Consider the following 12,282-nt stretch of genomic DNA (forward strand, 5'->3'; position numbering starts at 1 on the left):
GAGTGTCTCATGGATATTGTCAAAAAAGTCGAACAACTTATTGAACAAAAGCGACACGAGCTAACTCAAATCAGTGATCAAATATGGGAATATGCAGAAACGAGGTTTGAAGAGTATAAGTCGGCACAGCTAATTTGCGACATGTTAGAAAAAGAAGAGTTTACGCTTCGTACACATATTGCTAACCTTGAAACAGGTTTTATTGGAAGTTACGGGCACGGTTATCCGATTATCGCTATTCTTGGTGAATATGATGCGCTTACCGGGCTGAGTCAAAAAGATAAGTGTGCAGTAGCAGATCCAGTCAAAAAAAATGGAAATGGCCATGGGTGTGGACATAACCTACTTGGCGTAGGCTCACTAGCAGCTGCGCTTGCAGTCAAAGAATACTTAAAAGAAAAAAATGTTCCGGGAACCGTTCGATACTATGGATGTCCAGCTGAAGAAAGTGGCTACGGAAAGACGTATATGGTACGAGAAGGATTTTTCCAAGATGTAGACATCGCGTTTTCGTGGCATCCGGCTACCGTTAATGGTGTCATGCATACGTCATCGAATGCGGTTATGCAAGCAACTTTTAAATTTAAAGGAAGAAGCAGTCATGCAGCTGCTAGTCCTCACCTTGGCAGAAGCGCTTTAGACGCTGTAGAGTTGATGAATATTGGTGTGAATTATATGCGTGAACATATGATAGGTGAAGCGCGCGTACACTATGCCATTACAAACAGCGGAGGCATTTCTCCTAATGTTGTTCAAGCAGAAGCGGAAGTCATGTACTTAATTCGTGCTCCGAAGCCATCTCAAGTAAAAGAACTTTATGAACGGGTTGTGAAAATTGCAAAGGGAGCGGCTTTAATGACTGAAACACAAATGGAACAGGAAATTCAAGGAGCCTGCGCTAATCTAATTCCAAATCAAACAATGGAGCAGCTGATGCATAAACAAATGATGCAGATAAATTTGGCTGAGGTGAAACATGAAGAAATAGTCTTTGCCAAAGCTATTTACGAGTCTACATCCGCTGAAGACAAAGAAGCAGCAAAAAAACAAGTGGGTTCACTGCTAGACAGAGCTTTAGCAAATCATCCAGTCTTCAATCAAATTGCTCCTATGTCTAAAAATGTTTCCTTCATGACAGGATCAACTGATGTTGCAGACGTTAGCTGGAATGTTCCCACTGCACAGTGCGTGACCGCAACGTGGGCTTATGCTACGCCGTTTCATACATGGCAAGCTGTTGCTCAAGGGAAAACGGAGTATGCCCATGATGCGATGTTATTGGCTGGAAAATCCATCGCGGCTACGGCGATTGAAATGATAGAAAATCAAGAGCTGATTAGTCAAGCTAAACAAGAGCTGGAGGATAGACTAGAAGGGGAAAGCTATGAATGTCTTGTGCCTTCACATATACAGCCACCTAATTACTCAGAAAGTGAGGAGGAAGACTACAGCATGGTATAAAAAACGAAGCGGGAAAAACGTATTTTGGCGTAAGGAAGATCCGGACGATGAATCGTTCGGATTTTTTTATTGTTAGGTTGAACACAGGTTTCATTTATCCCGTTTTTTCGTCTTTAGATTGTATTGATGTAGTTATGCCTCAATCTCTTTTTTTGTTTTCATTAAAAATAAATGGTTAAAAATATATCTCTTTGCTGAACCTAACCCTATCTAATTGTTCACGAAAAGAGGTAAAAACATGAGAGCATATAAAGTAGAAAAAGATGGGTCAATTTCAACTTCACTAAAAGGAAAATCAGTTTTATCCACTTCTTATTTAAATAAAGGCTCTGCTTTTACTGAAGAAGAAAGAGAAGAGCTTCATCTGCAGGGACTTCTTCCTCCAACGGTCTTAACGTTAAAAGAGCAGGCAAAAAGAGCATATGAGCAGTTCGAAAAAGCGCCGAATGATCTTCAAAAAAATAATTCGTTAAATGATCTGCATAACCGGAACGTTGTGTTGTTTTATCGTTTATTAACCGATCATTTAAGTGAAATGCTTCCCATTATTTACACGCCTACTGTAGGTCAATCTATTCAAGAATACAGCCATGAATATCATCGTCCTGACGGCTTATATTTATCCGTAAATGAAGCGGACAGATTAAGTGAGGCGATTGAAAACTTAGGGCTCGACAGCGAAGATATTGATTTGCTTGTAGTCACGGATTCAGAAAGTATTTTAGGAATTGGGGACTGGGGAGTAGGAGGGATCAATATCGCAGTTGGAAAGTTAGCGGTCTACACAGCTGCAGCAGGAATTGACCCAAGCCGCGTACTGCCTGTTGTTCTTGACATGGGGACCAATAATAAAAAGCTTCTTGAAGATCCTTTGTATTTAGGAAATCGTCATGAACGAGTAAAAGGAGAAGACTATAATCGTTTTATCGCTCAATTTGTAAAAGAAATAACGGCCAAGTTTCCTAAAGCGCTTCTTCATTGGGAGGATCTTGGTAATATTAACGCGCGACACATTATGAAAGAATACGGCGATAAAATTTTAACATTTAATGATGATATTCAAGGAACGGGAGTAATTACTCTTGCAGCCGTTTTAACAGCCGTCCGTATTACAGGTACGCCTTTAAAAGATCAGCGGGTTGTTGTATTTGGACCGGGATCTGCTGGAATTGGGAATGCTGATCGTATTCATAGTGCGATGATGCTTGAAGGGTTATCTGAAGAAGAAGCATATGATCGTTTTTGGGCATATGATTACAGAGGTCTGTTAACGGAAGATATGGAAGATTTAGCTCCTTTTCAACAGCCATATGTTCGCCAAAATGAAGAGATTAAAGAATGGGAAAAGGGCGATGAAAATAAAATTTCACTGTTGGAGCTTGTGAAACAAGTGAAACCTACCATTTTAATTGGAACATCAGGCGTCACGGATGCTTTTACCGAAGAAATTATTAAAGAAATGGCAAAGCATGTAGAGCGCCCGGTGATTATGCCGCTTTCAAACCCAACTAAACTTGCTGAAGCTGTTCCGGAAAATATTATAAAATGGACGGAAGGAAAAGCCCTTATTGCAACAGGAAGTCCATTTGAACCCGTTGAATATAACGGGCACACTTACGAAATCGGACAGGCTAATAATGCATTTGTGTTTCCAGGTCTTGGTTTAGGTGCAATTGTGGTTCGCGCTCAAAAGTTTACTGAATCTATGTTTGCAGAAGCAGCCAATGCAGTAGCGCGTATAGCAGAAACAGATACAAAAGGAGATACGCTTCTTCCAAATATTAAAGATCTTCAAAAAGTATCAAAGGCGGTTGCTGTGGCAGTTGCCGATGCTGCTGTAAAAGATAACGTAGCAACTGTTACCGAAAAAAATGTAGCTGAACTTGTAGAAGAAGCGGTATGGCAGCCTGTTTATAAACCTGTTAAGGCAAGAAATGAATGAGGTGAATGATAAATGAGCATAGGTCAAATTTTTCTCATTCTCGCGCCTATCTTTTTTGTCATTTTGCTTGGTTATTTAGCAGGGCATTTTAAAAAATTTGACAAGCAAACGTCTAAGGGGCTTAACACATTAGTAACGAAGTTTGCGCTTCCTGCACACTTATTTGTAGGTGTGACGACAACGCCAAGAAAAACACTCATAGATGAATGGCCGTTTTTAGTTGCGCTGATTTTAGGCATCGTCGGGTTTTATCTCATTATATTGCTCATCGTGAAGTATGCAGGGAAGCATACGCTAACTTCTTCTTCTATGTTTGCTCTAAACTCAGCTCAGCCAACGTTTGCTTTTATGGGCATTCCGGTACTTGGAGGCTTGTTTGGTGCAGGTGCAGTAGCGATTCCAATTGCCATCACAGGAATCGTGGTGAACGCGATTTTAGATCCGTTGGCAACGATTTTGGGAACCGTTGGCCAAAGGGGACGAAAAGAAGGGGAAGAGAAAACAAGTTTATTCAAAGTAACGGTTCATTCTATTTTGCATGGTCTATCTGAGCCTTTGGCATGCGTCCCGTTAATTGGAGTGATTTTAACGCTTTGCGGCTTTCAGTCACCTAAACTGTTACAGGATATGCTTGATCAAATTGGAAGTATCACATCCGGAGCAGCTTTGTTTGCGGTAGGAGTAACGATTGGAATTGGAAAAATTAACTTCAGTAAAGGCGCGCTCGGGATCGCTGTCTTAAAAGTAGCGGTTCAACCGATCGTTATGCTTGGAATTGCAGTATGGATAGGGTTGTCTTCAGATGAAGTGACAAAAGCTATTTTACTGGTAGCTTTTCCTGGATCTGCTGTAGCTGCGATGATTGCTTTGCGGTTTGAAAGCATGGAAAACGAAACGGCCTCTGCTTTTGTTATTAGTGCTATTTTATCGCTGGTTACGCTGCCGCTTCTTATTTCTTGGCTTATGTAAATAAAAAAAAACGAAAGAGGAATTTCCCTCTTTCGTTTTAAGACGGATTAATAAGCTAATGCGAATAATCCTTTGATATGAGATAAGTAACGAACGTTACTTGCTTCTTTCATAAGTGATGCTGGTAAACCTTTTAATTGCGTTTTGTTTCCGCCGATTGTACCAATTGCATCTTTGCGTCCAAGACTTCCTAGTGTACCAGAGAAGACAGGAACGAATGATTCCATTGCTCCGCCGCGAATAGCTACTGCTAAGTTCACGCCTACAACTTCACCCATTTGCCAAGCTAATTGAGCAGTAGGTGGGTAAGGGCGACCTTCTGGACCCATTACAACCGCTGAGTCACCAGCAAGGAATACATCTTTATGAGATGTAGATTGTAAGAATTCATTTACAAGTGCACGACCGCGGTTTACTTCGATACCTGAGTTAGCAACTACAGAGTTACCTTGAACTCCGCCAGTCCATACCATTGTTTTTGTTTCAATTTTGCTGCCGTCTTTAAGTTCAACAGTTGTAGCATCCATTTTTGTTACAGGTGTACCAGTAACAAATGTAACGCCACGTTTTGTTAAGCTTGATTGAGCACGCTCTACTAATTCAGCAGGGAAGCCTGGAAGAACTGTAGGAGCTGCTTCTACACAGTATAGAGAAATTTCTTTTGGATCCACACCGTGTTTTAGGCATAGGCTTGGCATTAAGTCAGCGTATTCACCAACAAGTTCGATACCTGTTAATCCGCCACCGCCAACTACGATTGTACCGTCAGCTTTATTTTTTGTTTTGCTGTATTCAGCGATACAAGCTTCTACGTGTGCACGTAAACGGTTTGCATCATTTACTGATTTAAGAACGAAGCTGTGCTCTTCTAAACCAGGGATACCGAAGTAAGCAGTTTCACTACCTAAAGCTGTAACAAGGTAGTCGTAGCTTAATTTTGTACCATCTTCAAGAGATACTTCACGTTGATCTGGTGAAATTTCTTTTACCGTTGCAATTTTTAAATCAACGTTGTAGTTTTTAAGTAATTTATCAAGTGGTAAAGCTACCGCTTGTTCAGAAACGCCGCCTACAGCTAGACGGTGTAATTCTGTAATGATTTGGTGAGTAGCAAAACGGTTCACTACTGTAATTTTTGCTTCATCCGCACTTAGGTGTTGGCGAGCTGTCATTGCAGTTAATAAACCACCGTAACCGCCGCCTAAAATTAAAATATGTTTTGACATAGTCGATCCTCCGTCCACACTTTTTAATGAAAATTATTTTTGTTTTTCGTTTGTAATGTCTAAATACGCTTGTGCAAAGCGGAATAGTTTTTGAGCTTGTGGATCTTTAAGCATGCGTAATAAACCGAATAAACCGATTGAATTAGAAGCATTTGCTTCTGCACGATCGTTTGCTTCGATTGCAGTAGCTGCAAGACCTTTTACTGTTCCTTCTACTGGCTCGATAAATTCTTTTACTCCACCAAGTAGATCTTCTTTTAATACGTCGTCAGTTAATAATGATTGCGCAACGTCGTAAGTTTTTGTAAGCACCGTTACCATTTCAGATAATTTTGGTAAATTATCTACAAGAACAGTAAGAGCTTCTTGTACTTCAGGCTTTAACAATTGATCTAACACATCCGCTTGACCTTTGTTAACCGCCGCTTCTGTTTGTACAGCAGCATTTTCCTCTGCAGCTGATTTTTGAATAGTTGATTGAGACATGAAAAGTCCTCCTTTGCTGGATACTGTTGCATATGTAGTTCCTAGTTATCTGCTAGACTTTCAAACTACATTGTGAAGTTGTGAAATCTTGCACATAATTCTATTTTAATTTTAATACGAGATAAAATCAACTCATTTCGTTGAAAAAATAAGTGAAGAACCTCGTAACCCTTTGTTTAATAAAAGTTTATAAAAAATAAAGCGAATAATTGCCTAGGTAAATAAAATTAAAATAGGGAACTAACATAATTCCTCTTCCTACGATAAAACAAATAACGTCATATTTCAACACATACGAACTTAATATTCTATAAGTAGTAAAAAGATAGGGCGCATTTACTATTTAAAGAGTTTTCAAAAAATTACATTGACTTACTATAGTGTTCTACATATAATCTAAATATAACATCTTATGTAAGGAGATATAACATGGTTATAGTGGATGAACTTTATCATAATGTGGTCATTACATTGCCTCAATTAAAATTAATTGAATTTATAATGAAGTTAAAAGAAGCTAAAGCACAAGAAATAGAAGATATAAAAGCGAAAATTAGTAAATACGAAGAGAAGAAACGTGCTGAAGAAGCTTGGTACCAATCACTATCACCGTTTCGTAAATTTTTTACCGGGCGTCCTTTAAGTCAGCATCAAGCGGTCGAGTATATGGTATACGTAAAGGAACGCTTTAAAAAAATTGATCACCTTAAAGCACAAATGCGAGAACTTCATGAAGTTCTTGAATTAATAAAAGCGGAAAATGAAGAAACAAGTGAAATTACGCTTTCGCCTGCTATTGTACAAGAAATAAAACGACTAAAAAGCAGTGGAGGCGTTGGGATATGAGTGTTAATGAACTAAGTTTAGGTATAAATACGACGTGGGTTGTATTAACAGCGGCGATGATTTTGCTAATGGAAGGCGGCTTTGCCTTGCTAGAGGCAGGGTTTGTCCGCTATAAAAATAGTGTCAATATTATTATGAAAGTATTCGCTGATATTACAATAGGAACGCTTTGTTTCTATTTAATTGGGTTTGGATTAATGTACGGAGATGATTTAGGCGGAGTTGTCGGTAAAAGCGGTTTTGCGCTCTCAGGTAATTTATCGCACCTTGACATTCCAATTGGGCTTGAAACGTTTTGGCTGTTTCAATGTGCGTTTGTGATTGCAGTCATCTCGATCGTTTCTGGAGCGGTAGCAGAACGAATTAATTTTCGTGCATACCTTTTATATGCCATTTTAATGACTACATTTATTTATCCTATAGCCGGCCACTGGATTTGGGGAGGCGGATGGATTAGTAAGCTAGGAATGCTTGATTTTGCCGGTTCGGCAGTCATTCATGCGCTAGGCGGTTTTTCAGCTTTAGCAGCTGCAATAATGATTGGACCAAGAAAAGGGAAATTTACGCAGAATGGAATTAGTTCCGTTTCTCTTCCAAGCAATTTGCCGCTTGCCTCAGTGGGTGCTTTTTTATTATGGTTTGGATGGTTTGGGTTTAATGCAGGAAGTACGCTAAGTGCCACTGACGTTAGAATTGGTCACATTGCTATTGTCACAATGTTATCAGCAGCAGCAGGCGGAGCAGCTACTTTATTTTATACTTTATTTCGCTACAACCGTTCAGATGCACCTTCTGTAATAAATGGATCGCTTGCCGGACTGGTTGGCATTACGGCCGGGTGCGCTTTTGTTAACACACCATCTGCTATTTTTATTGGAGCTGTATCTGGCTTATTAATGATGGCAGCTACAAACTGGCTCGAAGCACGTCAAATCGACGATCCTGTAGGAGCTTTTCCTGTACACGCTGCTTCGGGAATATGGGGCACGTTGGCTGTGGGCTTGTTTTCTACAGACGGCGGTGTGTTTACAGGAGGGGGCTGGACGTTACTTGGCGTTCAACTTCTTGGATTAATTGCTCTATGCGCTTGGGGATTTGTTACGACGTGGATAGGGTTAAAGGTTATTTCCTTGGTGGTTCCGCTTCGGTCTACGGAAGAAGAAGAAGAAGTGGGCTTAGATATCAGCTACCACGGTATCATGGCAGCTCATCAAGCTCCTGAATTTATTGAATATGAAAACTACTATGCGGAAGTAAAAGAAAAAGCCACAGATTCGTAATAAAAGGCCGCCCTTTATAACAAAAGGGCGGCCTTTTTATGTGGAAAAAAATAGATTTAAAATACTTGGTTTAAATGATTGAAAAGTCAGAATATTTGTGTTATATTATAAAAAAGCCAAGGAGTTGATTTCTTATGAAAAAGAATTTACTTAATTCACCGCAAAAATCCAACGGAAAGGTGCTTGATGCATTATTCGCTGAGATGATTTTAGACAAGGCGATTGCAGAATTTCGTAAAGCACAGCTAAAAGAAGAAATCGACCGCACGCTATTGATGAAAAATAAAGAAGAGTTTTTAAAACTCTCATCAGAACTTAAACAAATTTCTTAATTACTTACTATACTTCACACACCATCTATTTTAGATGGTGTGTTTTATTTTTGAGACCTACTAAAAGGGATTAATTAGTAATAATTATGGACCTCCATGTACGCTTAATGGGTTTACAGGATCTCGAAACGGGGAAACCGTTCCAGAGTTCAAATTTGATAACTATTATCCACCAGCAAACGGAGCGGAACTATATCAAGCGGTAAATGGGGAAGAAGTACTTTTAGCTATCTACGTGGCAGAAGAAAAACGATTTGTACCAGCGGTTGCTAAACCAATGTAAAGGAATGTTTTTTTATGATTCGAAAAGGTTTGTATGCAGCATATAATGAACGAGACTACGAATGTTATGAAACGGAAAATGGGTGTGTAAAGCTGATTAGCTATGATAAAGGCGATGTAGCAAATGGATTCATTCCATACAATGACACGACTTTTACAAAAGAAGTTCCTCGTGATGCTGTTGAAGAAGTGTTTTTTGTAGCTCCGTATGCTACTTATCAAAATGAAACGTTTGATGTGTCAGCTGCTTCTGATGTTCGAGTGCTTTTGACCACATCTGAAAAAGAAAAAGCTGATAAATATCATTTTCAGCGAACGGATAAATATCTATATGAAAAACGTGTGTTAAAGGAAGAAGTGAAGTTAACGGAGAAAAAAACTCCTTATTCATAAAACGCCACAATAAAAAGAGGATGCAAATGCATCCTCTTTTTATTTAATCAATTTTCTTGAAGTGTTTCTGTTCGTATTATCATTTGTACGAAGGAAGGTAATGCCAAGACCGATTAATCCTCCTACAATAGCAGGAACTACCCAGCCGAGACCCACTCCATACATAGGTAGAATCGATGTAAACAGATCGTTTACTGCCGCGATTTTGAATCCAGCAGCATTTAAGCCATCAAACAAACTAACGATAAACGTGAAAAGAAGGCTTACTTGGTAAACTTCTGAACGTCCTTTAAATAAAGGATGTAAGAATGTCAAAGCAATTAACACAATAGCTAACGGATAAATAGCTGTTAAGACTGGAACTGAAATAGCGATTAATTCCGTTAAGCCAAAGTTTGCTACAACCGCGCTGAATGCTGATAAAATGACAGCAATCAACTTATAAGAGACCTTTGGAAACAGCTTATGGAAAAAAGATGAACAAGATGTTACAAGGCCTACACTTGTCGTTAAACAAGCAACGGTAATCATCAGACCCAAAAGAATTCCTCCGTAAGAGCCAAAGTAGTAATTCGATACTTCAGCCAAAACCGTACCTCCGTTATCAAGACGTCCAAGCTCTGATACGCTTGAAGCACCCATATAGGACAATGCGCTATAAATAAGAGCTAAAATAACGGCAGCGATAGCCGTAGCTTTTGCACAAATTGCGATAATTTGTCGATTGGTTTTTGCTCCTTTTTCTTTGATTGCATTAATGATAATAATTCCAAAAACAAATGATGCTAGTGTATCCATTGTTAAATAACCTTCTTGGAAGCCTTTAAAGAATGCGTGCGTTGTATAAGCTTCGCTTGGTGCTTCAAATTTTCCAATTGGGTTCACAACGGCTACAACTACCAATATTCCAATAAACGTTAATTTAATAGGTGTTAAAACTTTTCCTACTAAATCGACAATTTTCGCAGGATTTAGCGAAAAAAAGCACGTAATAGTAAAGAAAATTACCGTGAAAATGATAAGGGGAAGGTGACCTGAATTTTCTGATAAAAAAGGCTTAACGCCAATTTCAAACGAAACACTTCCCGTTCTTGGCATTGCAAAAAGCGGTCCAATTGCCAAGTATAAAATTGTAGTAAAGATAATACCGAAAGCTGGATGTACACGACTAGCTAAAGACTGCAGATCCTCTTTTCCGGAAAAACCAAATGCGAGAACACCTAGAAGAGGCAGACCTACACCCGTTACTAAAAATCCAGCATTTGCTGACCAAATATTGCTTCCAGCAGACTGACCTAACATTGCAGGGAAAATTAAATTACCTGCGCCGAAGAATAGGGCAAAAAGCATGAAGCCAATAACCACTATAAATGAAAAAGGAACTTTGTTTGACACATTAAAACCTCCAAAATTATAAATGCTTTTTATTATCGTGTTGAATAATTAAAATTTTCAGAATTTTATATTCGAATAATAAAAATAAACATGTATCGTATTATACTAACCTAAAATGCATATTTCAATATAAAATTTTATTTTTTTAATTAATTCGCTGAAATAGCAAAAATAGAAAAATACTTAGCAAAAAAATCTCAATATACAACAATTATTTGATATGATAAAACAGAACCGTGGCTTTTAAAAATTCGCATGTGCGGCCTTACATCCTTTTAGTAAAGAACTGTTTACATAAGGTGCTGTAAGGATGTATATTTATACACGGTTCGCGGAACCGCATATGCTCGATGGATGAAAGTCAACTGTGCGAAAGGAGCAAGAAAGTGAAAAGGTTAGGTCTAGCAACTCAGATTCTAATTGGACTGATTTTAGGCGTAGCTGTAGGTGCTATCTTTTACGGAAGCGATACAGCCATTTCTATTTTACAGCCGGTTGGAGACATATTTATTCATTTAATTAAGATGATTGTCGTACCGATCGTGATTTCAGCATTAATCGTAGCGGTCGCAGGAGTAGGCGATATCAAAAAATTAGGTAAGCTTGGCGGAAAAACAATTCTTTATTTTGAAATTGTTACAACCATTGCGATTGTAGTGGGGATTATTGCCGCGAACTTATTCCATCCTGGTGCAGGGGTTGATATGGGACATATTGAAAAAAGCGATATTTCTCAATATGAGGCAACGGCAAAAACGTCTGAAAGTACAGGGATTGCTCAGGAGCTTCTTCATATTGTTCCGACAAACGTCTTTCAGTCGGTAGCAGAAGGCGATCTTTTACCAATCATTTTATTTTCCGTACTGTTTGGTGTAGGCGTAGCTTCGATTGGACAGAGAGGAAAACCTGTTTTAGCCTTTTTTGAAGGCGTCTTGGATGCAATGTTTTGGGTAACTAATTTGGTGATGAAATTTGCTCCAGTAGGTGTATTTGCACTTATTGGTGTTAATATTATAAAGTTTGGTGTCGGATCACTTATTCCATTAGGGAAATTAGTGTTCGCCGTTTACTTCACCATGATTTTCTTTGTGCTTGTGGTTCTTGGAATTATTGCTAAAATGGCTGGAACAAGCATGTTTACGCTCATAAAAGTGTTAAAAGACGAGCTGCTTCTTGCTTTTACAACAGCAAGTTCAGAAGCCGTTTTACCATCTCTTATCAAAAAGATGGAAGACTTCGGTTGTTCTAAATCGGTTACATCGTTTGTTATTCCAACAGGCTACACGTTTAATTTAGATGGTTCAACCATTTATCAGGCGCTGGCATCGCTGTTTATTGCTCAAATGTACGGCATTGACCTTTCCATTATGGATCAAATTCAGCTCCTTCTTGTGCTAATGTTAACCTCAAAAGGGATGGCTGGTGTACCAGGGGCATCGTTTGTAGTTGTACTTGCTACGCTTGAATCTATGGGCTTCCCTCTTGAAGGCATGGCATTTATTGCAGGAATTGACCGCATTCTTGATATGATGCGTACCACAGTTAACGTAGTAGGAAATGCTTTAGCTGCAATTGTAATGTCCAAGTCTGAAGGCGAGTTTGATAAGCAAAAATCATTAAATTACACAAATGAATTAAAGAAATCAAACATAGCTTAAAACAAAAAAGCC

The 12,282-nt window shown here is 38.8% G+C and carries 11 protein-coding genes; 8 read left to right on the top strand and 3 right to left on the bottom strand.

Annotated features, from left to right (window positions below; translation table 11 throughout):
• The first annotated feature begins 9 nt into the window (after positions 1-9).
• The 3 genes from ACH6EI_RS11200 to ACH6EI_RS11210 all read left to right on the top strand — a co-directional run bounded on the left by ACH6EI_RS11200 (position 10) and on the right by ACH6EI_RS11210 (position 4,372).
• Positions 10-1,461 (top strand): M20 family metallopeptidase, encoded by a 1,452-nt coding sequence (locus ACH6EI_RS11200; protein WP_108674755.1) that lies wholly within the window; start codon positions 10-12, stop codon positions 1,459-1,461.
• Positions 1,462-1,699: 238 nt separating this feature from the next.
• Entirely contained in the window at positions 1,700-3,403 is a 1,704-nt protein-coding gene (locus tag ACH6EI_RS11205) for an NAD-dependent malic enzyme (protein ID WP_033579179.1), read from the top strand.
• Between the two features lie 12 nt (positions 3,404-3,415).
• Positions 3,416-4,372 (top strand): AEC family transporter, encoded by a 957-nt coding sequence (locus ACH6EI_RS11210; protein ID WP_028413110.1) that lies wholly within the window; start codon positions 3,416-3,418, stop codon positions 4,370-4,372.
• Between the two features lie 47 nt (positions 4,373-4,419).
• On the opposite strand, the gene ACH6EI_RS11215 is transcribed toward ACH6EI_RS11210, so the two are convergent.
• Complete coding sequence (locus tag ACH6EI_RS11215) at positions 4,420-5,598, bottom strand: NAD(P)/FAD-dependent oxidoreductase (RefSeq protein WP_013057328.1); 1,179 nt, start codon at positions 5,596-5,598, stop codon at positions 4,420-4,422.
• A gap of 33 nt (positions 5,599-5,631) precedes the next feature.
• Entirely contained in the window at positions 5,632-6,084 is a 453-nt protein-coding gene (locus ACH6EI_RS11220) for a DUF1641 domain-containing protein (protein WP_013057327.1), read from the bottom strand.
• Between the two features lie 429 nt (positions 6,085-6,513).
• Here ACH6EI_RS11220 and ACH6EI_RS11225 point away from each other — a divergent pair, with 429 nt between their 5' ends.
• The 4 genes from ACH6EI_RS11225 (at position 6,514) to ACH6EI_RS11240 (ending at position 9,217) form a co-directional block, all read left to right on the top strand.
• Complete coding sequence (locus ACH6EI_RS11225) at positions 6,514-6,930, top strand: hypothetical protein (protein WP_028413111.1); 417 nt, start codon at positions 6,514-6,516, stop codon at positions 6,928-6,930.
• Positions 6,927-8,210, top strand: coding sequence for an ammonium transporter (locus tag ACH6EI_RS11230; RefSeq protein ID WP_099331068.1), 1,284 nt, complete (start codon positions 6,927-6,929; stop codon positions 8,208-8,210). The genes ACH6EI_RS11225 and ACH6EI_RS11230 overlap by 4 nt, the downstream gene beginning before the upstream one ends.
• A gap of 134 nt (positions 8,211-8,344) precedes the next feature.
• A complete protein-coding gene (locus ACH6EI_RS11235; RefSeq protein ID WP_013057324.1) occupies positions 8,345-8,542 on the top strand; it encodes an IDEAL domain-containing protein in 198 nt (65 codons plus the stop codon).
• A 297-nt stretch (positions 8,543-8,839) separates the two neighbouring features.
• Positions 8,840-9,217: a hypothetical protein gene (locus ACH6EI_RS11240; RefSeq protein WP_047750841.1), complete on the top strand. Its 378-nt coding sequence runs from the start codon at positions 8,840-8,842 to the stop codon at positions 9,215-9,217.
• Between the two features lie 39 nt (positions 9,218-9,256).
• Here ACH6EI_RS11240 and brnQ read toward each other — a convergent pair whose 3' ends face one another.
• Entirely contained in the window at positions 9,257-10,612 is a 1,356-nt protein-coding gene (gene brnQ / locus ACH6EI_RS11245) for a branched-chain amino acid transport system II carrier protein (protein ID WP_099331067.1), read from the bottom strand.
• A 386-nt stretch (positions 10,613-10,998) separates the two neighbouring features.
• Here brnQ and ACH6EI_RS11250 point away from each other — a divergent pair, with 386 nt between their 5' ends.
• Complete coding sequence (locus tag ACH6EI_RS11250) at positions 10,999-12,270, top strand: cation:dicarboxylate symporter family transporter (protein ID WP_167387321.1); 1,272 nt, start codon at positions 10,999-11,001, stop codon at positions 12,268-12,270.
• The last annotated feature ends 12 nt before the right edge of the window (positions 12,271-12,282 follow it).

This window comes from Priestia sp. JSM ZJ58 (genome assembly GCF_044383985.1).
Taxonomy (GTDB): Bacteria; Bacillota; Bacilli; order Bacillales; family Bacillaceae_H; genus Priestia; species Priestia zanthoxyli.